We start from the raw sequence: 20,118 nt of genomic DNA, 5'->3' as shown, positions 1-20,118 counted from the left end.
GACTAGTCGAGACCCTCTGCGATGACCTTCTCGGTGGCGGCGCGGACGGCGGCCTCGATCTCGCCGGTGAGCGGGAAGCGGGGCGGCCGGGTGGCGCCGCCGGGGCGGCCGGCGATGTCCATGGAGAGCTTGATGGCCTGGACGAACTCGGTCTTGGAGTCCCAGCGGAAGAGCGGGTGCAGGGACTTGTAGAGCGGCAGCGCGGTCTCCAGGTCGCCGGCGACGGCGGCCCGGTAGAGCGCGGCGCTGGAGCGCGGCAGGGCGTTGGGGTAGCCGGCGATCCAGCCGACCGCGCCGGCCAGCGCCAGCTCCAGGAGCACGTCGTCGGCACCGATCAGCAGGTCCAGGCCCGGGGCGAGTTCGGCGATCTCGTAGGCGCGGCGGACGTCGCCGCTGAACTCCTTGACGGCCACGATGCTGCCCTCGGCGTGGATCTTCGCGAGCAGCGCGGGGGTCAGGTCGACCTTGGTGTCGTACGGGTTGTTGTACGCGACCACCGGCAGGCCGGCCTTGGCGACCTCGGCGTAGTGGGCGCGGACGGTGTCCTCGTCGGCGCGGAAGGCGTTGGGGGGCAGCAGCAGGACGGAGCCGGCGCCGGCCTCGGCGGCCTGGTCGGTCCAGCGGCGGGCCTCGGCGCTGCCGTACGCGGCGACGCCGGGCATCACGCGGTCGCCGTCACCGGCGGCCTCGACCGCGGTGCGCACGACGCGGGCGCGCTCCTCGTCGGTCAGGGTCTGGTACTCGCCGAGCGAGCCGTTGGGGACGACCCCGTCGCAGCCGTTGGCGATCAGCCAGGCCACGTGCTCGCCGTAGGCGTCGTAGTCGATGGAGAGGTCTTCCCGCAGCGGCAGCGCGGTGGCGACCATGATTCCGTGCCACGGACGGGTACGGGGCGGGGTGGACGCGAGGGTCATGGCAGGGGCTCCCTAGTGTGGTGTGTGACATTGTACTGACAGCTGTGAGAGGCCACAAGGGCCTTGCGGGATGGTTCAGTCCAAGCCGCCGGCCGCCGCCGGGTCCCCGTCCGGGTGCTCGGCGGGCAGCGCGGCGAGGTTGCGCAGCGGCACCGGGCAGGAGAAGGGCCGGCGGTCGGCGGCCGGGTCGGCACCGGTCAGGGCGGCCACGGCCGAGCCGCACATCCGGCCCTGGCACCAGCCCATCCCGGCGCGGGTGAGGAGTTTGACGGTCCGGGCGTCCCGGGCGCCGAGGTCCTGCACGGCCTCGCGGACCCGGCCGGCCGGTACCTCCTCGCAGCGGCACACGTCCGTGTCGTCGGACAGCCAGCCGGTCCAGCCGCTCCCCGGGCGGTGGGCCGCGGCCATGGCGTCGGCGAAGGCCCGCAGTCTCGCGCGCCGCCGCACCAGGGGCGCCGTGGTGCCCGCGACCGGCCCGCCGGACAGCTCGCGGACCACCGCGTGGGCCGCCAGCTCCCCCTCGGTGAGCGCCAGTTGCGCACCGCCGATGCCACCGGTCTCCCCCGCGGCCCACAGCCCCGGTACCGAGGTGCGCTGGCTCGCGTCGAGGGTGAGCGCCGGGGTGCCGTCGGGGGTGTGGTGGGTGGCGCAGCCCAGGGCGGTGGCCAGTTCGAGCTGCGGGACCAGGCCATGGCCGACGGCCAGGGCGTCGCAGGGGATCCGGCGGCCGGTGCCGGGGACCGGCCGCCAGTCGCGGTCCAGCTTGCTGACCGTGACGGCCGCCACCCGGTCGGTGCCGTGCGCCTCGGTGACCGCGTGCCGGGTCAGCAGCCGGACCCGGTGGCGCAGCAACCCGCCGCCGTACAGGGCGCCTTCGGCGAGCTTGCCGGGGTTGCGGGCCAGCGCCGCCAGCCGGCCGGCGTACCCGGTGTAGGAGGCGGCCTCGACCACCGCGGGGACCCGCGCCCCGGCGGCGGCCAGCGAGCCGGCCACCGCGAGCAGCAGCGGGCCGCTGCCCGCCACCACCACCCGGCGGCCGGGCAGCACCAGGCCGGCCTTGAGCATGGCCTGGGCACCGCCCGCGCCGATCACACCGGGCAGCGTCCAGCCGGGGAAGGGCAGTTGGCGCTCGTAGGCCCCGGTGGCCAGCAGCACCGCCCGGGCGGTCAGCGCGAGCGGGCGCTCCTCGGGGCCGGCCACGGCGTGCAGGGTCCACCGCGGCGCGGCGCCGGTGACGCCCCACACGTGGTGCCCGGGCCGGTAGTCGATGCGCCCGGCGGCCTCGTGGGCGCGCAGCGCGGCGAGCCGGTCGGCGAAGGGGCGCCAGTCGTGGTGCAGGGCCTCGGGCCGCTCGGCGCCGAGGCCGGGGGCGGGGTGCCGGTAGAACTGCCCGCCGGGGCGGTCGGCCGCGTCCAGCAGGACCACCCGCAGGCCGAGGTCCGCGGCCGTGACGGCCGCGGCCAGCCCCGCGGGACCGGCGCCGACCACCGCGAGGTGCACGGGCTCGGGGTGGCCGGCGGCCGCCGGGTCAGTCGCCGAGTTCGGCATGGCCGGTCCCTTCCTGGGTGGTGACGGTGTCGCCGGGGCGGGCGGGCACCAGGCAGGCCCGCTGGTTGGCCCGGCCGTTGACCGTGACCAGGCAGTCGTAGCAGGCGCCGATGCCGCAGAAGACGCCGCGCGGGGCGCCGCCGCCGCGGGTGGTGCGCCAGGACAGGACGCCGGCGCCCCACAGGGCCGCCGCGATGCTCTGGCCCTCCTGGACCTCGATGGCCCGGCCGTCGAACTCGAGGGTGTACGAGGTCGCGGGCGCCCCGCCCACCAGGGCGCGGGGGGTCCGGGCGGGCTGCCGGTCTCGGGTCATCGGTCGGCTCCGGGGGCGGGGGTGTCGTCGAATCGCTCGGGTCGGAAGGGGGCCGGGTCCACGGTGGCCGGGCCGCCGGCCAGGGCCTCGGCGATCAGCAGGCCGGTGGCCGGGGCGAGGCCGATGCCGGCGCCCTCGTGGCCGCAGGCGTGCAGCAGGCCGGGGGCCCGCGGGTCCCGGCCGATGGCCGGCAGGTGGTCGGGCAGGTAGGGGCGGAAGCCGTGGTAGGTGCGCAGGACCTTGACGTCGGCCAGGGCCGGGAAGAGCGCGGCGGCCTGGCCGGCGAGCCGGCGCAGCGCCTCGGTGGACAGGGTGCGGTCGAAGCCGACGCGTTCGCGGGTGGCGCCGATCAGCACGGGACCGGCGGGGGTGCCCTCGACCACGCCGGAGGACTGGAGCGCGGCGGAGCCGCTGGCCACGTCGGCGATGTAGTCGGCGGCGTAGACCTTGTGCCGGACCAGTCGGGGCAGCGGCTCGGTGACGAGCACGAAGCCGCGGCGGGGCAGCACGGGCAGGCGGACCCCGGCGAACTCCGCGATCCGGCCGCTCCAGGTGCCGGCGGCGTTGACCACGTGGGCGGCCGGGATGTCGCCCGTGCTGGTGCGCACCCCGGTGACGGTGCCGCCGGGGCCGGTCAGCAGCCCGGTGACCTCGGTGCCGAGGTGCACCCGGGCGCCGGCCCGGCGGGCGGCGCGCAGGAGTTGGGCGGCGGCCTGGGCCGGCTGCACCTGGGCGTCCTGCGGGTAGTGGAAGCCGCCGGCGAAGCCGGGGGCCAGGTGCGGCTCCAGGTCGGCCAGCCGGTCGGCGGGGACCTCCTGGGAGGTGACCCCGGCGGCCCGCTGGCCGTCGGCGAAGGCGCGCAGGGCCTTCAGGGTGGTCTCGTCGGGCGCCACGACGAGACCGCCCTTGGGCTCGTACTCGGTTTCCGGGGGCAGGACGTCGGTCAGCTCGCGCCAGAGTCGGGTGGACAGCAGGGCGAGGTCGAGCTCCGGTCCCGCCTCCTTGTCGGAGACGAGCAGGTTTCCCTCTCCGGCACCGGTGGTGCCGCCCGCGACGGGACCGCGGTCGAGCACGGTGACGGAGAGACCGGAGCGGCTGGCGTAGTACGCGCAGGCCGCTCCCACGACGCCCGCGCCGATGATGACGGCGTCCGGGAGGTGTCTGTTGGGCACGACAGTAATATGTCACATAACTCAGTGGCGGCCAAGGGTCCCGGCAGCGGTTCCCGCGCGCTCCGCGACGGCCGGCCCGGCCCCCCGTGGACGGGGCCGACCGCCGCGGCGGCTCGCCGCTAGCTGCGCAGCGGGCCCTCGCAGGAGTAGGCGGAGGTACCGGCCTTGTTGGTGCTCCAGATCTCCACCGGGCCGAAGGAGCAGTTCATGTCGGCCAGGTTGTTGGAGGCGGCGCCGGCCCGGTCGAGGATGAAGTAGTCCACCGTCTCGGACATGTCCTTGAAGACCTGGTCCGGGCTGCGGAAGTTCTTCAGGTTGGCCGTGATCCGGCCGGTGCAGACGAAGCGGCGCTTGCCGGTGTCGCCGTTCTCCACGCAGTCGGGGTTGTTGTAGGTGGCGGTGGCGAAGGAGGACTTCACCGCGGCCAGCGAGGCGTCCCGCAGCTGGTCGTTGGCGGTGAAGACGGTGTTGGGCACGAAGAGCTGGTCGAGCTTGGCGATCTGCGCGTCCAGGAACTTGTCGTAGGCCCGCTGGAGGTAGGCGTCGCCGCCCATCCGGTTGCGCCAGGCGTCGAAGCCCGCCGGGTCGTCGGCGCGCAGGTAGCCGTACATCTCGCGCAGCAGCGAGGGCTGCTCGTTCCACAGGAACTCGAAGAACGTGCCGGCGTAGTTGTAGAAGCGGAAGCCGTCGCCGTCGTACGTCGCGTTGAGCAGCTGCTCGACGCTCATCCGGGGGCCGCCGCCGGCGGTGTCGGCGATGATGCCCCGGACCAGGGACTTGCGCACCGCGATGCCGTCGTCGCGGGTGGCCCCGTCGAAGAACTCCGCGGTGCCCTCGTCCATCGCGGTGGTGCGGTCCCCCTGGTACCAGGCGCCCTGGCCGAAGGAACCGGGCACCGCCCAGCGGCCGTTGAGGTAGTGCGTGTACTCGTGGCGGAAGAGCTCCTCGAGCGTCAGCGTGGAGTCCTGGGGGACCCGGCGCTGGTACGTGTAGAAGGTCGCGCCGCTCTCGATGTACACGCCGCCGTTGTTGGTGCCCATGCCCGTCAGGAGCGGGTGGTACATCTCGTAGTCCGCGCGGGAGGCGTACAGGACGATGTTGAGGGTGGTGTTGACGTCCCCGGCCAGCGGCTGGTCGGTGCCGATCACCCGGAAGAACTGCGACTTGACGCGCTTGCTGGCGTAGTAGAGCTGGTCGACGGTGGCCCGGTCGAGGGCGGTGCGGACCTTGATGCCGCCGTTGTCGTAGGTGTACGTGTTCGGGAAGAGCCTGGCCTCGACGTCCTCCTTGCAGACGCCGTACTGCTTGCAGGCGCCGTAGGTGTTGAGCCAGGAGACGACCTTGGCCCACTGCTCGCTGCCGGTGCCGTAGATCCGCACGACCGAGGCGAGGATCTGGCCCAGGTCGGCGACCACCGCGTCCTTGAGGCCGTCGATCTGGCCGAAGCGGGCGTACTCGCTGATCGCGTCGCGCGCCACCCAGGCGTTCGCGGTGCCCTTGAGGTGGGTGTACTCGGCGAAGGCCCGGAAGACGGCGCGGTAGCCGGGGTTCTGGGCCACCGCGGCGTGGAAGGCGGCGTCGTTGTTGCCCGGGTAGACGCCCAGGTAGTTGACGGACAGGGCGGCGAGCGCGGCGCCGGCCCAGGCGGTGTCCAGGTTGGTGGCCGGGTGGTCGGGGTCCATGGTGGCCAGCACCCGCGGGATGAGGTCGATCTGGTGCTGGCGCAGGCCCGGGGCGCTGCCCGCGTACAGCGCCTCGCGCAGGGTGTTGGCGTTGCTGCGGGTGACGTCGAAGGTACGGGCGGCGGTCCCGAAGGCGGCTATCGCACCCCGCATGGCGTCGACGGTGGGGGCGTCGGTGACGTCGATCTCGGAGCGCGAGTAGTCGTGGTAGGCGACGGCGTGGAGGTAGGTGAACATCTCCTCCAGGTTGCTGCCGTTCTTCCCGTCGTGGCCGGCGGCCAGCTGGGCTATCCGGCGGGAGACGGCCTGGACGTGGGCATCGGACATGACGGGCGCCAGGCGGTAGTCCCAGGTCCAGATCAGGTCTCTCAGACAGCCGTCGGCCTTGACCGCGGGGTCCCCGAGGAAGTCGGCGAACCGCTCGGGGCTCAGTCCGGTGATGCCGTCCAGGGTGCAGGGGACGCCGGCCGCGGTGGTGGCGGGCGCCTGCGCGGCGCGGGACAGGGCGGGGGCCTTGGCCTTCTTGGCGGCGGTCGCGGCGCCGGCCACCCGGCCGGCCGCCAGGCCGCCGGGGGCGGGGGCGGCGGCGCGGGTGATCTTGGGGGCCGCGCCCAGGTGCTGCACCTCGTCGAAGGGGTTGGGCGCCGCGGTGGGGGCGGGGCGCGCCGCGGTGAAGGCGGTGGGGGCCGTGGCAGGCGTGGTCTCGGCGGCCTGGACCATGGTCTGGCCCGCCGTGGCGAGGAGGGTGGCGGTGATGGCGGCGGCAAGGAAGGGCCTGCGCACGGTGCTCAACGTGGTCACCAAGGACTCCTGGGTGGGGAGAAGTGGGGGCGGCACGAAAATGTGCCGAAATATGGGGCCGCCACCGTCAAATCACCTGCGTGGAGCGGGTGTTGACGGATGATGACCCCGTGCCATGTGAGCTGTAACATAGTAATGTGAAATTGCACTGACAAGGGGTGTGCACCTCCCGTTTTCCGGAGGTACACCTTCCGACCGCCCGCCACGCCAGGGAGCACCCGTGACCGACACCCCCTCCCGCCTCCACATCGGTAGCCACGACCTGCCGGCATCAGCCGAGTTGACCCGCTTCATGGCGGGCGGCTGGGCCCCCTCGCCGCTGCCCGCCGAGGTCCGCGTCCCGGGCCACGCCGTCACCCCGGCCCGCCGGGCCAAGCTCTCCGCCCGCTTCCCCGGCGAGCGGCTGGTCGTCCCGGCCGGCGAGCTGAAGGTCCGCTCCTACGACTGCGACTACCGCTTCCGGCCGCACAGCGCGTACGCCTGGCTCACCGGGCTGACCGGCGAGGACCAGGTCGGCCACGTGCTGGTGATGGAGCCGCAGGGCCCGCACGGCCACGAGGCGGTCCTCTACCTGCGCCCCCGCTCCCCGCGCGCGGGCGGCAACGAGGAGTTCTACCGCGACCGCCGCTACGGCGAGTTCTGGGTGGGCCGCCGCCCCGACCTCGCCGAGGCCGAGCGGCTGACCGGGCTGCGCTGCGCCCATCTGGACGACCTGGGCGACCTGGCCGCCGTCACCGGCCGCGAGCTCACCACCGACATCGAACTGGCCTCCGCCCTCTCCGAGTTGCGCCTGCTCAAGGACGCCTGGGAGGTCGAGCAGCTGCAGCTCGCGGTGGACATCACCACCGCCGGCTTCGAGGACGTGGTCCGGGAGCTCCCCCGGGCGCTGGCGCACCCGCGCGGGGAGCGCTGGATCGAGGGCGTCTTCGGCCGGCGGGCCCGCGCCGAGGGCAACGGCACCGGCTACGAGACCATCGCCGCCTCCGGCGCGCACGCCTGCGTGCTGCACTGGATCCGCAACGACGGCCGGCTGGACGCGAAGGACCTGCTGCTGCTCGACGCGGGCGTGGAGACCGACAGCCTCTACACCGCCGACATCACCCGCACCCTGCCGCTGTCCGGGCGCTTCTCACCGGTCCAGCGGCAGGTGTACGAGCTGGTACTGGCCGCCCAGGACGCGGGCATCGCCGCGCTGCGCCCCGGCGCCAGCTTCCGGGACTTCCACCGGGCGGGCATGAAGGTGATCGCCGAGGGACTGGCCGAGTGGGGCGTCCTGAAGAACGCCGAGGGCGACCTGCACCGCCGCTACACCCTCTGCAGCAGCGGCCACATGCTCGGCCTGGACGTCCACGACTGCGGCAAGGCGCGCGCCGAGACGTACCTGGACGGCGTGCTGGAGGAGGGCCAGGTGCTCACCGTGGAGCCCGGCCTCTACCTCCAGCCCGATGACGAGACCCTGCCGGCGGAACTGCGCGGCCTCGGCGTCCGCATCGAGGACGACCTGGTCATCACCGCCGACGGCGCCCGCCTGATGTCGGGAGCCCTGCCCCGGACCCCGGAGGGGATCGAGGAGTGGATGGGCGGGTTGCTGGAGGGGTGAGGCCGGGGTCCGGGAGCGCGGGACCGCACGGCGGGTCTCAGTCGAGGACGGCGATTCCGTCGAGTTCGACCAGGGCTTCCTCGTCCCAGAGGCGGACCGTGCCGATGACCGCCATCGCGGGGTAGTCGCGGCCGGCCAGCCGGCGCCAGATGCGGCCCAGTTCGGGGGCGTGGGCGCGGTAGTCGGCCACGTCCACCGCGTACACGGTGACCCGGGCCAGCCGGTCGGGGGTGCCGCCCGCGGCGTGCAGGGCGGCGAGGAGGTTGGTCAGGGCCGTCTCGAACTGGGCGGGCAGGGTGTCGCCGACCACCTTGCCCGCCCCGTCCAGCGCGGTCTGGCCGGCCAGCATCACCAGGCGGCCGCCGGTGGCCACCACCGCGTGCGAGAAGCCGGTGGCCGGCGAGAGGCCGGGCGGGTTCACGCGCTCCAGGCTCATCGGTACAACTCCTTCGCGATGATGGTGCGTTGCACCTCGCTGGCGCCCTCGTAGATCCGCGGCGCGCGCACCTCCCGGTAGAGGTGTTCGAGCAGGTGGCCCCGCTCCAGGGCGACGGCGCCGTGCAGTTGGACCGCGTGGTCGACGACGTACTGCGCGGTCTCGGTGGCCAGCAGCTTCGCCATGGCCGCGCGCCGGGGCACGTCCGGTGCGCCACCGTCGTACGCCCCGGCCGCCGCGTAGACCAGCAGCCGGGCCGCCTCGGTGCGGGTGGCCATCTCGGCGACCCGGTGGGCGACCGCCTGGAGGTCGGCCAGCACCCCGCCGAAGGCGGTCCGCCCGGCGGTGTGCGCGAGGGTGGCGTCCAGGGCGGCCTGCGCCATCCCGACGGCGAAGGCGCCGACGCTGGGCCGGAAGAGGTTGAGGGTGTCCATGGCGACCCGGAAGCCGCCGCCGGCCTCCCCGAGCCGGTCCTCGGGCCCGACCGGGACCCCGTCGAAGGCCAGTGCGCCGATCGGGTGCGGGGAGAGCATGTCCAGGGCCCGGCCCGCGAGCCCGGGGCGGTCGGCCGGTACGAGGAAGGCGCTGACCCCGCGCGCCCCCGGCGCTTCCCCCGTCCGGGCGAAGACGGTGTAGAAATCCGCCTCCGGGGCGTTGGAGATCCACTTCTTCTCACCGGTCAGCCGCCAGCCGGCGCCGTCCGGTACGGCGTCCAGGGCGAGCGCGGCCGCGTCCGAGCCGGCCCCCGGCTCGCTCAGCGCGAAGGCCGCCACCGCGCGTCCGGCGCGCACCCCGGGAATCCAGCGGTCACGCTGTGAGGGTGTGCCGAAGCGCAGGACGGGGTGCCCGCCGAGCCCCTGGAGGGCGAGGGCCGTCTCCGCCTCGGTGCACTCCTGCGCGAGGGATTCCCGCAGCAGGCAGAGCTCCAGCGCCCCGGAGGTGAAGAGCCGGTCCAGCAGGCCCAGTTCGCCGAGTGCGGCCAGCAGCGGGCGGTTGACCCGGCCCGGCTCCCCCTTCTCGGCGAGCGGGCGCAGCCGGGCCGCGGCCTGGTCCCGCACCTGGCGGCACCACTCCTCCTGCTGCTGGTCCAGCGCGAAACTCGGCATCCGCCGCCTCATTTCTATCGCGTTCAGTTGACTGCCGTCACCATCACGATACGCTCGAGTGGCAGTCGCGCGGCACCCGGCACCACCCCTTTTCCGGACCGTTGCCAGGAGGCGAACCCGCCTTGGAGCTCATGCCGTCGGCCCATGCCGACACCTTCACCCGGGACCACCTGCCGCCCCCGGACCAGTGGCCGGAGCTCCTTCCGCCGGCCGGGCCGGCCTATCCCGACCGGCTGAACTGCGGTGCCGAGCTGCTGGACGCCACCATCGAACGGCTCGGGCCCGACCGGCCGGCCTTCCGCACCGCGGACGGCGGCGTCTGGTCGTACGGGCAGGTGCGGGAGGAGGTGGACCGGATCGCCCATGTGCTCACCTTCGACCTGGGCGTGGTGCCCGGCAACCGGGTGCTGCTGCGCGGGCCCACCGGCCCCTGGCTGGCGGCCTGCTGGCTGGCCGTGATGAAGGCCGGCGCGGTGGCCGTCACCGTCCTGGCCCAGCAGCGGGCCCAGGAGCTGGCGACGGTGTGCGGGATCGCCCGGGTCAGCCACGCCCTGTGCCATGTGACCGCCCTGGACGACCTGGTCAAGGCGGCGGTACCGGGGCTGCGGATCACCCCGTACGGCGGCGACGCCCCCGAGGACCTGCTGCGGCTGACGGCCGGGAAGCCGGCCAAGTACCCGGCCGTGGAGACCTCGGCCGACGACGTCGCGCTGATCGCCTTCACCTCCGGCACCACCGGACGGCCCAAGGGGTGCATGCACTTCCACCGGGACCTGCTGGCGGTGGCCGACACCTTCTCCCGGCAGGTGCTGCGGCCCGGTCCGGACGACGTCTTCGCCGGCAGTCCCCCGCTCGGCTTCACCTTCGGCCTCGGCGGACTGCTGGTCTTCCCGCTCCGGGCCGGCGCCTCCACCCTGCTGCTGGAGCAGGCCGGCCCCCGGCAGCTGCTGCCCGCGCTGGCCGCCCACCGGGTCTCGGTGCTCTTCACCGCGCCCACCGCCTACCGGGCGATGCTGGACGAGCTGGCCGGACACGACCTGAGCGCCCTGCGCCGGTGCGTCTCGGCGGGCGAGAACCTGCCCGCCGCCACCTGGGAGGCCTGGCGCGCGGCCACCGGCCTGCGGATCATCAACGGCATCGGCGCCACCGAGCTGCTGCACATCTTCATCTCGGCCGCCGACGGGGACATCCGCCCGGGCACCACCGGGACCGCGGTGCCCGGCTGGCAGGCCCGGGTGGTGGACCGGGCCGGCCGCCCGGTGCCGGACGGCGAGCCGGGGCTGCTGGCCGTGCGCGGCCCGGTGGGCTGCCGGTACCTGGCCGACGCCCGGCAGCGGGAGTACGTCCGGGACGGCTGGAACCTCACCGGGGACACGTACGTGCGCGACCCGGACGGCTACTTCCGCTACGTCGCCCGGGCCGACGACATGATCATCTCGTCGGGTTACAACATCGCCGGACCGGAGGTCGAGGAGGCCCTGCTGCGCCATCCGGAGGTGACCGAGGCGGCGGTGGTGGGACGGCCCGACGAGCGGCGCGGCCAGGTGGTGGTGGCGTACGCCGTGCTGCGGGCCGGATCCCGGCTCACCGCGGAGGACCTGCGGGCCTTCATGAAGACCGAGCTGGCCCCGCACAAGTGCCCGCGGGTCTTCGTCTTCCCCCCGGAACTGCCGCGCACCGCCACCGGCAAACTCCAGCGGTACCGGCTGCGCGATCTAGAGTGAGACCGTGGCCGAGCAGCACACCCCCCGATCCCTGATCGTCACCCTCTACGGCGCCTACGGGCGGCCGGAGCAGGGCCCCGTCCCGGTGGCCTCGCTGATCCGGCTGCTCGGCGCCGTGGGGGTCGACGCGCCCTCCGTGCGGTCCTCCGTCTCCCGGCTCAAACGCCGCGGCTTCCTCGTCCCCGAGCGGACGCCCGAGGGTGCGGCGGCGTACGGCCTGTCGGACGAGGCCCGCGAGCTGCTGGCCGACGGCGACCGGCGGATCTACGGCCCGCCGCCCGCGGGCGGGGAGCCGGGCTGGGTCCTCGCGGTCTTCTCGGTGCCCGAGCAGGAGCGCAACAAGCGGCACCTGCTGCGCTCCCGGCTGGCCCGGCTCGGCTTCGGCACCGCCGCCCCGGGCGTGTGGATCGCGCCCGCCCGGCTGTACGACGAGGCCCGGCACACCCTGGAACGGCTGCAACTGCGGCCGTACGTCGAGCTGTTCCGCGGGGAGCACCTGGGCTTCGCGGCCACCGCGGAGGCGGTCTCCCGCTGGTGGGACCTGACCGCCATCGCCAAGCAGCACGAGGAGTTCCTGGACCTGCACGAACCGGTGCTGCGCGGCTGGCAGTCCGGCCGGGAGCCGGAGCCCGAGCAGGCGTACCACGACTACCTGCTGGCCCTGGACTCCTGGCGGCGGCTGCCGTACGCCGACCCGGGGCTGCCGGCGGCCCTGCTGCCCTCCGACTGGCCGGGCGACCGCTCGGCGGCGGTCTTCGCCGAACTGCACGCCCGGCTGCACGCGGTGGGCGGGGGGTACGTGCGCGGCTGAGGCCGGTCCGGTCCGGCCGGGCCCGCCGTGGCGGGCGCCGGCCGGCGGGAGTCACCTGCGCCAGAAGAGGTGGTGCACGACGCCGCCGCCCGGGCTGGGCACCACGTCGCAGTGGAAGCGGTCGTACAGGTCCTCCGGGGAGTCCCACAGGCGCAGCCCGGTCCCGAACTTCATCGGGGAGACCGCCACGTGCAGGGTGTCGACCAGGTCGGCGTCGAGGAACTGGCGGATGGTGCTCACCCCGCCGCCGAGCCGGACGTCCTTGCCCTGTGCGGCCTCCTTGGCCTGGCGCAGCACGGTCGCCGGGTCGGCGTCGACGAAGTGGAAGGTGGTGTCCGAGAGGGCGAACGACGGCCGCGGGTGGTGGGTGAGCACGAACACCGGGGTGTGGAAGGGCGGTTCGTCACCCCACCAGCCCTGCCACTCGTGGTCCTGCCAGGGGCCGCGCTGCGGGCCGAACTTGTTGCGGCCCATGATCTCGGCACCGATGTTGTTGGCGAAGTCGCGGGTCAGGTAGTCGTCCAGGCCCCGGCTGCCGCCGGGATCGGTGCGGTTGGGCCAGCCGGCGGTGGCGGTGGCCCAGCCGAACATGCTCATCGGGTCGACGTGCCCGAAGGGCCGCTCCAGGGTCTGGTCCTCGCCGGCGCCGATGCCGTCGCTCGATACGTTGAAGTTCTGCACCCTCAGCAGCTGGGGCATGGTGGTCCTCCTGGTGGTGGGTCCGACGGAGTACTGACTCCCGTCCCGGGCGGAACTCATCGTTGCGCCCGGGGCGGGTCGGGCGGGGGTGCCCCGCCGGGGGAAAAGCGGGTGCGGGCGGAGGGGGGTGGCGCCGCATACTCGTCCATGGACTGGACCTTCACCGAAGACCTGGGCGCCTTCGCGAGCGCCGCCGGGCCGGCCGTCGCGGCCCGGCCTGCCGCCAATACCGTGCTGTTGAGCACGCTGGACCGGCTGACCCGCCGGGGGCTGCACGCCTACGGGCCGCGGGCGCCGCGGTTCGGCTGGTGGGCGGGACCGGACGGCGCCGTCGCGGCGGCGGTGTGGACCCCGCCGCACCCCTTGGTCGTCACCGGACTACCGCCGGCGGCTGCCCTCGCCCTCGTCCGGGCCCTGACGGCCGAACCGCTGCTGGCCGGGCTGGAGGGGGTCAACGCGGCCCGCGCCGACGCCGAGCTGCTGGCGGGGGCGTGGGGGCGGCCGACCAGGGTGGCCGAGGAGCTGCGGCTGTACCGGCTGGCCGGACTGGTCCCGCCGGACCCGGCCCCGGCGGGGGGCCCACGGCCGGCGGGCGGGGCGGACGTGCCGCTGGTGCTGGAGTGGCTGGAGGGGTTCCGGACCGAGCTGGGGATGACGGCCCTGGCGGACGAGGCGTGGGTCGCGGACCGGCTGTCCTACGGCGGGATCACGCTGTGGGAGGACGGCGGGCGGCCGGTCTCCCTGGCCTGCCGGACCAGGCGGCTGGGCGGGGCGACGCGGATCGGGCCGGTGTACACGCCGCGGGCCGATCGGGGGCGGGGGTATGCGGCGGGGGCCACCGCCGAGGCCTCTCGGCTGGCGCCGGCCGGCGAGGTCCTCCTCTTCACGGACCTCGCGAACCCCACGAGCAACGCCCTCTACCAACGCCTCGGCTACACCCCCGTCATGGACCGCCTCCACCTCACCACCACGTGACCCGGCCGGCGATGGGCCCGGCCCACGCCCTGAAGCGCGGCGGGGCTGGGGGTCAGGGGAGGGTGAGGCGGGGTTTGGGGGTGTCGGTTCGGGGGGTGGGGGGGCGGCGGCTGCCGGCTCGGTAGGGGGCGGGCCAGGGGGCGGCGGGGCCCGTGTAGGACTGCTCGGCGGCCGCGTGGAGGGTCCAGTGGGGGTCGTACAGGTGGGGCCGCGCCAGCGCGCACAGGTCGGCCCGTCCCGCCAGCAGCAGGGAGTTCACGTCCTCCCAGGACGAGATGGCCCCGACCGCGATCACCGGCACCCCCGTCTCGTTGCGGATCCGGTCCGCGTACGGCGTCTGGTACGACCGCCCGTACTCGGGCCGCTCCTCGGCGACCACCTGCCCGGTGGAGACGTCGACGGCGGCCGTCCCGTGCGCCGCGAAGGCCGCCGCGATCGCGACCGCGTCCTCCGCCGTGGTGCCCCCCTCGGCCCAGTCCGTGGCGGAGATGCGGACCGTCATCGGCCGGTCGGCCGGCCAGACCTGCCGTACCGCGTCGAAGACCTCCAGCGGGAAGCGGAGCCGCCCGGCGAGCGTCCCGCCGTACCCGTCGGTGCGGTGGTTGGTCAGCGGCGAGAGGAAGCCCGACAGCAGGTAGCCGTGCGCGCAGTGCAGTTCGAGCAGGTCGAAGCCGCAGTCGGCGGCCCGGACCGCCGCCGAGACGAACTGGTCCCGGATCGCAGCCAGTCCGGCCGGGTCCAGCTCGTGCGGCACCTGACTCGTCCCCGCCAGGTACGGCAGCGCCGAGGCGGCGCCCAGCGGCCAGTTGCCGGACTCCAGGGGCTGGTCCATGCCCTCCCACATGCGGCGGGTGGAGCCCTTGCGGCCGGAGTGCCCGAGCTGGACGCCGAGGGCCGTGCCGGGCGCCTGCTGGTGGGCGAAGTCGGTGATCCGCCGCCAGGCCGCGGCCTGTTCGTCGGTGTAGAGGCCCGCGCAGCCGGGGGTGATGCGCCCCTCGGGACTGACGCAGACCATCTCGGTCATCACCAGCCCGGCCCCGCCCAGCGCCCGCGCCCCGAGGTGGACCAGGTGCAGGTCGCCGGGGACCCCGTCGACGGCCGAGTACAGGTCCATCGGGGAGACCACGACCCGGTTGCGCAGGGTCAGACCGCCCAGCCGGAAGGGGGTGAACATCGGCGGGGTGCCCTCGGGGCAGCCGAACTCCCGCTCGACGGCCCCGGTGAAGCGGGGGTCGCGCAGCCGGAGGTTGTCGTGGGTGACCCGGCGGCTGCGGGTGAGCAGGTTGAAGGCGAACTGCCGGGGCGGCTGGTCGAGGTAGCCGGCCAGCTCCTCGAACCAGCGCAGGCTGGCGGCGGCGGCCCGCTGGGTGGAGGCGACCACCGGCCGCCGCTCGGCCTCGTACGCCGCCAGCGCCCCGGGCAGGTCGCCGGGGTGTTCCTCCAGGCAGGCGGCGAGGCCGAGGGCGTCCTCGACCGCCAGCTTGGTGCCGGAGCCGATGGAGAAGTGCGCGGTGTGGGCCGCGTCGCCGAGCAGCACCACGTTGCCGTGCGACCAGCGGTCGTTGACCACCGTGCGGAAGACCGTCCAGGTGGAGGCGTTGCCGCGCAGCGGGCGGCCGCGCAGCGCCTCGCTGAAGATCTTGGCGCAGCGCAGCGCGGACTCGGCCTCGTCGCACAGGTCGAAGCCGGCGGCCCGCCAGACCTCCTCGCGCATCTCGACGATGACGGTGGAGGAGCCGGCGGAGTGCTGCGCCCCGAGGGGGCTCGTGCCGGGAGAGGGGCGGGAGAACGGGTAGGCGTGCAGTTGCATCACGCCGTGCTCGGTCTCGGCGATCTCGAAGCGGAAGGCGTCGAAGGCGAAGTCGGCGGCGAGCCAGATGTAGCGGCAGCGGTGGCTCTCGATCCGGGTCCCGAAGGCCTCCGGATAAGCCTCCCGCGTGCGGCTGTGCACCCCGTCCGCGGCGATGACCAGGTCGTATCCGGCGGACAGCTCCTCGACCGGCGGGGCCTGCCGCTGCGTGTGCAGGCCGACGCCGAGGCCGGCGCAGCGGTCCTGCAGGATCTCCAGGAGGCGGCGGCGGCCGAGGGCGGCGAAGCCGTGGCCGCCGGAGGTCAGCAGCCGGCCGCGGTGCACCACTTCGATGTCGTCCCAGCGGACGAACTCGCGTTGCAGCGCGCGGTAGACCTCGGGGTCGGCGTGTTCGATACCGCCCAGGGTCTCGTCGGAGAGCACCACGCCGAAGCCGAACGTGTCGGCCGCGGCGGTGCGCTCCCACACGTCGACCTGGCGGTCCGGGTCCAGCCGCTTGAGCAGGGCCGCCGCGTAGAGCCCGCCGGGACCGCCGCCGATGACCGCGATCCGCATCGCTACCTCCCCCGCCAGGCGGGCGGCCGTTTCCCGGTGAAGGCCGCGTGGAACTCGGCGTAGTCCTCGCCGTTCATCAGCAGCGCCTGGGTGGCGGCGTCCAGTTCCACCGAGGCGGCCAGCGGCATGTCCAGCTCGGCCGTCAGCAGCGCCTTGGTCTGGGCGTAGGCGAGGGCCGGTCCGGCGGCCAGGTGCGCGGCGAGTTCGGCGGCCCGGGCCGCCGCCTTGCCCTCGTCGGTCAGCTCGCTGAGCAGCCCGATCCGCTCGGCCTCGGCCGCGCGGACCGGCTCGCCGAGCATCAGCAGCCGGGTGGCGTGGCCGAGCCCGACGACCCGGGGCAGCAGGTAGGCGGCCCCCATGTCGCCGCCGGAGAGGCCGACCCGGGTGAAGAGGAAGGCGAAGCGGGCGGTGGGGTCGGCGATCCGGAAGTCGGCGGCCAGCGCGAGGACCGCCCCGGCGCCGGCGGCCACGCCGTGGACGGCGGCGACCACCGGGAAGGGGCACTCCCGGATGGCGCGCACCACCTGGCCGGTCATCCGGTTGAAGTCGAGGAGCTGGGCGGTGTCCATGGCGAGGGTGGCGCCGATGATCTCGTCCACGTCCCCGCCGGAGCAGAAGCCGCGGCCCTCGCCGCCGAGGACGAGGGCGCGCACCGAGCGTTCGCGGGAGAGTTCGGAGAGCAGGTCGCGCAGGTCGGCGTAGGCGCCGAAGGTGAGCGCGTTGAGTTTGTCGGGGCGGTCGAGGGTGACGGTGGCGACGCCGTCCTGGCGGGTCACGCGCAGGTGGCGCCAGCGCTCCGTGCCGGCTGCGGAACCGATGAAGGGGCTCACTCTTCGACCGTATCACCGACTTGTGACTGTCGTCATGAGAACGCGACACGCTGGAGTGGCCCCCGGGCGCCGGCCACGCGTGCCGAAGGTCCCGAACCGGACGTGGCCCAGGTCCCCCGGGTCCGTCCCGGGGTGCCCTACGGCCGGAGGCGGCAGCTCCGTATGGTTGAAACCGAGATCTTCTCCCCCGCGGCACCCTCAGCCGCATTCCCGCGTCATCCCGCACCCCACGCGAAAGGACGGCTCCCATGTCCGAGCCCGCCGTTCTCGCCCGGCCCGCCGCCGGTCAGGCCTGGCGGACGGACCTGCCGCACACCGCGCAGGCCGTCCCGCTGGCCCGCGCCCTGGTGCGCACCGCGCTCGCCGGGTACGGGACGCCGCAGGACAGCGACACCGCGGAGCTGCTGACGGCCGAACTGGTCGCCAACGCGGTCGAGCACACCGCGCACGGCGACCGACCCATCGAGCTGGTGGTGGAACTGCTGGCGCACGGCTGCCAGGTGGAGGTGCACGACGCGGACCCGCAGGCGCCCGGCACCCTGGCCGGGCCGGCCGCGCCGGAGGCCCTGCCGGACCCCTGGCAGGAGCACGGCCGGGGGCTGCTGCTGGTCCGCACCCTCAGCTCGGCGTGCGGGCACCGGCGCACCGCGCACGGCAAGGCGGTCTGGTTCACGCTGCCCGCCCGGGCCCGCCGGTGCACCGCTCACGGCGCATGACTATGCGTCGGCTGCGGCGAGGGTGGCGACCAGTACGGCCTTGATGGTGTGCAGCCGGTTCTCGGCCTGGTCGAAGACGACGGAGTGCGCGGACTCGAACACCTCGTCCGTCACCTCCAGGGACTCCAGGCCGTGCCGCTCGTAGATCTCCCGCCCGATCCTGGTGCCGAGGTCGTGGAAGGCCGGCAGGCAGTGCAGGAACTTCACGTCCGGGTTGCCGGTGGCCCGCAGTACGTCCGCGGTGACGGCGTACGGCCCCAGGGCCTTGATCCGCTCGTCCCAGACCTCCTTGGGCTCCCCCATCGAGACCCACACGTCGGTGGCGACGAAGTCGGCGCCCGCGACGCCCTCCGCGACGTCCTCGGTGAGCGTGATCCGGGCCCCGCTCAGCTCGGCGAGGGCCCGGGCCCGCTCGACGACCTGCTCGGCCGGCCAGTAGGCGCGGGGCGCAGCGATGCGCACGTCCATGCCCAGCAGCGCACCGGTGACCAGGTACGAGTTGCCCATGTTGAAGCGGGCGTCGCCCAGGTAGGCGAAGCCGACGGACTCCAGCGGCTTGGCGGTGTGCTCGGTGACGGTGAGCACGTCCGCGAGCATCTGGGTGGGGTGCCAGTCGTCGGTCAGGCCGTTGTAGACCGGCACGCCGGAGTGCTCGGCCAGCGCCTCGACGGCGTGCTGGCTATCCCCGCGGTACTCGATCGCATCGAACATCCGGCCGAGCACGCGCGCGGTGTCCTCGACCGACTCCTTGTGGCCGATCTGCGAGCCGGAGGGGTCCAGGTAGGTGGTGTGCGCGCCCTGGTCGGCGGCGGCCACCTCGAAGGCGCAGCGGGTCCGGGTGGAGGTCTTCTCGAAGATCAGCGCGATGTTGCGGCCCCGCAGCCGGGGCACCTCGGTGCCCGCGCGCTTGGCCGCCTTCAGCTCGGCGGCCAGGTCGACCAGGCCACGGAACTCGGCGGCGGTGAAGTCGAGCTCCTTGAGGAAGCTCCGGCCAACGAGGTCGGTCGCCATGGGGCACTCCTGGGTCGTAGTCGGCGGGACGCTGGAAGTCTATACGAGCGACCGCATCACTATTCAGTCCGGTCGACGTGACTCAGGACACAGCCTGCCCGGCGGCCGGCCGCCCCCGCGGGCCGCGGCTCACGACACGGCGTCCCGCTCCACCGGGCAGCTCATGCAGCGCGGGCCGCCCCGGCCCCGGCCCAGCTCGCTGCCCGGGATCTCGATCACCTCGATGCCCTGCTTGCGCAGGTGGGTGTTGGTGGTGACGTTCCGCTCGTAGGCCACCACCACCCCCGGCTCGACCGCGAGCACGTTGCAGCCGTCGTCCCACTGCTCGCGCTCCGCCGAGTGCACGTCCTGGGTGGCCGTCAGCACCCGTACCGAGTCCAGCCCGAGGGCCGCCGCGATCGCCCGGTGCATCTGCTCCGGCGGGTGGTCGGTGACCTCCAGCCCCTGCTCGGTCGCCCCCGGCCGGATCGTGTACGAGCGGAGCATGCCGAGCCCGGCGTACTGGGTGAAGGTGTCGCCGTCCACCATCGTCATGACGGTGTCCAGGTGCATGAAGGCCCGCCGCTTGGGCATGTCCAGCGCCACGATGGTCCGCGCGGAACCGGCCGCGAACAGCCCCCGGGCCAGCATCTCCACGGCCTGCGGGGTGGTCCGCTCGCTCATCCCGATCAGCACCGCGCCGTTCCCGATGACCAGCACGTCCCCGCCCTCGATGGTGGACGGGTAGTCGGCCTGGCCCTGGGACCAGAAGTGGAAGGCCCCGGAGGTGGTGAAGACCGGGTGGTGCCGGTAGATGGCCTCGAAGTGCACGGTCTCGCGCCGCCGGGCCGGCCAGCGCATGGCGTTGACCGAGACGCCGTCGTAGATCCAGGCGGAGGTGTCGCGGGTGAAGAGGTGGTTGGGCAGCGGCTGGAGCAGGAAGTCGTCCAGCTCCAGGGCGTGGAAGCGGACCGAGACCGGCTCGCCGTGCCGCTCCAGGTACTCCCGCTTGGTCATCCCGCCGACCAGCGCCTCGACCAGCTCGGCGGGCGGCAGTTCGTCGAAGGCGGCCCGCAGGTGGTCGGTGGCCAGCGGGCCGAACTCCTTCTCGTCGAAGACCCGGTCCAGGACCAGGTGCCGGGCCTCCGGCACGGCCAGCGCCTCGCCCAGCAGGTCACCGAAGAGGTGCACCGCCACGCCCCGGTCCCGCAGCACGTCGGCGAACCCGTCGTGCTCCTGACGGGCCCGGCGCACCCAGAGCACGTCGTCGAAGAGCAGCGCGTCCTTGTTGCTCGGGGTCAGCCGCTTCAGCTCCAGGTCGGGCCGGTGGAGGATGACGCGGCGCAGCCGCCCGGTCTCGGAATCGACATGGAATCCCATGGTGTACACGTTCGCAGACCGGGCGGCGTTTTGGCCGGGCGTCGGGGCAAGGTCCG

At 74.3% G+C, this 20,118-nt stretch carries 17 protein-coding genes; 5 read left to right on the top strand and 12 right to left on the bottom strand.

From position 1 onward, the window contains the following. Positions 1–2: 2 nt before the first annotated feature. The 5 genes from AB0O40_RS00695 to AB0O40_RS00675 all read right to left on the bottom strand — a co-directional run bounded on the left by AB0O40_RS00695 (position 3) and on the right by AB0O40_RS00675 (position 6,430). Complete coding sequence (locus AB0O40_RS00695) at positions 3–914, bottom strand: dihydrodipicolinate synthase family protein (protein WP_365034156.1); 912 nt, start codon at positions 912–914, stop codon at positions 3–5. Between the two features lie 75 nt (positions 915–989). After that, positions 990–2,462, bottom strand: coding sequence for an NAD(P)/FAD-dependent oxidoreductase (locus AB0O40_RS00690; protein ID WP_365034154.1), 1,473 nt, complete (start codon positions 2,460–2,462; stop codon positions 990–992). After that, positions 2,443–2,775, bottom strand: coding sequence for a (2Fe-2S)-binding protein (locus tag AB0O40_RS00685; RefSeq protein ID WP_365034152.1), 333 nt, complete (start codon positions 2,773–2,775; stop codon positions 2,443–2,445). Before AB0O40_RS00685 ends, AB0O40_RS00690 begins: the two co-directional genes overlap by 20 nt. Further along, positions 2,772–3,947 carry an FAD-binding oxidoreductase gene (locus AB0O40_RS00680; protein WP_365034150.1) on the bottom strand — a complete coding sequence of 392 codons (1,176 nt, stop codon included), beginning with the start codon at positions 3,945–3,947 and terminating at the stop codon, positions 2,772–2,774. The genes AB0O40_RS00685 and AB0O40_RS00680 overlap by 4 nt, the downstream gene beginning before the upstream one ends. A gap of 119 nt (positions 3,948–4,066) precedes the next feature. Next, on the bottom strand, positions 4,067–6,430 hold the full coding sequence (locus tag AB0O40_RS00675) for a collagenase (RefSeq protein WP_365034148.1): 2,364 nt from the start codon (positions 6,428–6,430) through the stop codon (positions 4,067–4,069). A gap of 220 nt (positions 6,431–6,650) precedes the next feature. Between AB0O40_RS00675 and AB0O40_RS00670 the strand changes: the two genes are divergently transcribed. Beyond that, positions 6,651–8,030: an aminopeptidase P family protein gene (locus AB0O40_RS00670; RefSeq protein WP_365034146.1), complete on the top strand. Its 1,380-nt coding sequence runs from the start codon at positions 6,651–6,653 to the stop codon at positions 8,028–8,030. A 37-nt stretch (positions 8,031–8,067) separates the two neighbouring features. Here the strand turns inward: AB0O40_RS00670 and AB0O40_RS00665 are convergent, their stop codons facing one another. Both AB0O40_RS00665 and AB0O40_RS00660 read right to left on the bottom strand, forming a co-directional pair. Further along, on the bottom strand, positions 8,068–8,466 hold the full coding sequence (locus AB0O40_RS00665; RefSeq protein WP_365034144.1) for a RidA family protein: 399 nt from the start codon (positions 8,464–8,466) through the stop codon (positions 8,068–8,070). Continuing rightward, positions 8,463–9,572 (bottom strand): acyl-CoA dehydrogenase family protein, encoded by a 1,110-nt coding sequence (locus AB0O40_RS00660; RefSeq protein WP_365034142.1) that lies wholly within the window; start codon positions 9,570–9,572, stop codon positions 8,463–8,465. Before AB0O40_RS00660 ends, AB0O40_RS00665 begins: the two co-directional genes overlap by 4 nt. 131 nt (positions 9,573–9,703) lie before the next feature. Between AB0O40_RS00660 and AB0O40_RS00655 the strand changes: the two genes are divergently transcribed. Both AB0O40_RS00655 and AB0O40_RS00650 read left to right on the top strand, forming a co-directional pair. After that, entirely contained in the window at positions 9,704–11,296 is a 1,593-nt protein-coding gene (locus AB0O40_RS00655) for an AMP-binding protein (protein WP_365034313.1), read from the top strand. Between the two features lie 4 nt (positions 11,297–11,300). Next, positions 11,301–12,107, top strand: coding sequence for a PaaX family transcriptional regulator C-terminal domain-containing protein (locus tag AB0O40_RS00650; protein ID WP_365034141.1), 807 nt, complete (start codon positions 11,301–11,303; stop codon positions 12,105–12,107). A gap of 51 nt (positions 12,108–12,158) precedes the next feature. Here AB0O40_RS00650 and AB0O40_RS00645 read toward each other — a convergent pair whose 3' ends face one another. Beyond that, positions 12,159–12,806: a dihydrofolate reductase family protein gene (locus AB0O40_RS00645; protein ID WP_365034139.1), complete on the bottom strand. Its 648-nt coding sequence runs from the start codon at positions 12,804–12,806 to the stop codon at positions 12,159–12,161. A 147-nt stretch (positions 12,807–12,953) separates the two neighbouring features. Between AB0O40_RS00645 and AB0O40_RS00640 the strand changes: the two genes are divergently transcribed. Next, a complete protein-coding gene (locus AB0O40_RS00640; protein WP_365034137.1) occupies positions 12,954–13,781 on the top strand; it encodes a GNAT family N-acetyltransferase in 828 nt (275 codons plus the stop codon). Positions 13,782–13,833: 52 nt separating this feature from the next. Here the strand turns inward: AB0O40_RS00640 and AB0O40_RS00635 are convergent, their stop codons facing one another. Together AB0O40_RS00635 and AB0O40_RS00630 are read right to left on the bottom strand one after the other, a co-directional pair. Continuing rightward, entirely contained in the window at positions 13,834–16,146 is a 2,313-nt protein-coding gene (locus AB0O40_RS00635) for a bifunctional salicylyl-CoA 5-hydroxylase/oxidoreductase (RefSeq protein ID WP_365034135.1), read from the bottom strand. A 2-nt stretch (positions 16,147–16,148) separates the two neighbouring features. Then, the gene (locus tag AB0O40_RS00630) at positions 16,149–16,976 is read right to left on the bottom strand and encodes an enoyl-CoA hydratase family protein (protein WP_365034134.1); all 828 of its coding nucleotides are present in this window, start codon (positions 16,974–16,976) and stop codon (positions 16,149–16,151) included. Between the two features lie 248 nt (positions 16,977–17,224). Here AB0O40_RS00630 and AB0O40_RS00625 point away from each other — a divergent pair, with 248 nt between their 5' ends. After that, positions 17,225–17,692, top strand: a complete 468-nt coding sequence (locus AB0O40_RS00625) for an ATP-binding protein (protein WP_365034132.1) — start codon at positions 17,225–17,227, stop codon at positions 17,690–17,692. Here the strand turns inward: AB0O40_RS00625 and argF are convergent, their stop codons facing one another. Both argF and AB0O40_RS00615 read right to left on the bottom strand, forming a co-directional pair. Beyond that, a complete protein-coding gene (gene argF, locus AB0O40_RS00620) occupies positions 17,693–18,703 on the bottom strand; it encodes an ornithine carbamoyltransferase (RefSeq protein WP_365034130.1) in 1,011 nt (336 codons plus the stop codon). Positions 18,704–18,832: 129 nt separating this feature from the next. Continuing rightward, on the bottom strand, positions 18,833–20,062 hold the full coding sequence (locus tag AB0O40_RS00615; RefSeq protein WP_365034128.1) for an arginine deiminase: 1,230 nt from the start codon (positions 20,060–20,062) through the stop codon (positions 18,833–18,835). Positions 20,063–20,118: the final 56 nt, after the last annotated feature.

The sequence above is a fragment of the Streptomyces sp. NPDC089919 genome (assembly GCF_040684615.1).
Lineage (GTDB): Bacteria > Actinomycetota > Actinomycetes > Streptomycetales > Streptomycetaceae > Streptomyces.
Note: the sequence above shows the minus strand (reverse complement) of the source record. Positions and strands in the feature narration are given on the sequence as shown.

Bases quoted from the DNA above. Each gene is read 5' to 3' on its own strand.
- AB0O40_RS00655 (WP_365034313.1), top strand. From the start codon at position 9,704: ATGCCGTCGGCCCATGCCGACACCTTCACCCGGGACCACCTGCCGCCC.
- AB0O40_RS00615 (WP_365034128.1), bottom strand. From the start codon at position 20,062: ATGGGATTCCATGTCGATTCCGAGACCGGGCGGCTGCGCCGCGTCATC.
- AB0O40_RS00625 (WP_365034132.1), top strand. From the start codon at position 17,225: ATGTCCGAGCCCGCCGTTCTCGCCCGGCCCGCCGCCGGTCAGGCCTGG.
- AB0O40_RS00685 (WP_365034152.1), bottom strand. From the start codon at position 2,775: ATGACCCGAGACCGGCAGCCCGCCCGGACCCCCCGCGCCCTGGTGGGC.
- AB0O40_RS00665 (WP_365034144.1), bottom strand. From the start codon at position 8,466: ATGAGCCTGGAGCGCGTGAACCCGCCCGGCCTCTCGCCGGCCACCGGC.
- AB0O40_RS00660 (WP_365034142.1), bottom strand. From the start codon at position 9,572: ATGCCGAGTTTCGCGCTGGACCAGCAGCAGGAGGAGTGGTGCCGCCAG.
- AB0O40_RS00640 (WP_365034137.1), top strand. From the start codon at position 12,954: ATGGACTGGACCTTCACCGAAGACCTGGGCGCCTTCGCGAGCGCCGCC.
- AB0O40_RS00645 (WP_365034139.1), bottom strand. From the start codon at position 12,806: ATGCCCCAGCTGCTGAGGGTGCAGAACTTCAACGTATCGAGCGACGGC.
- AB0O40_RS00635 (WP_365034135.1), bottom strand. From the start codon at position 16,146: ATGCGGATCGCGGTCATCGGCGGCGGTCCCGGCGGGCTCTACGCGGCG.
- AB0O40_RS00690 (WP_365034154.1), bottom strand. From the start codon at position 2,462: ATGCCGAACTCGGCGACTGACCCGGCGGCCGCCGGCCACCCCGAGCCC.
- argF (WP_365034130.1), bottom strand. From the start codon at position 18,703: ATGGCGACCGACCTCGTTGGCCGGAGCTTCCTCAAGGAGCTCGACTTC.
- AB0O40_RS00695 (WP_365034156.1), bottom strand. From the start codon at position 914: ATGACCCTCGCGTCCACCCCGCCCCGTACCCGTCCGTGGCACGGAATC.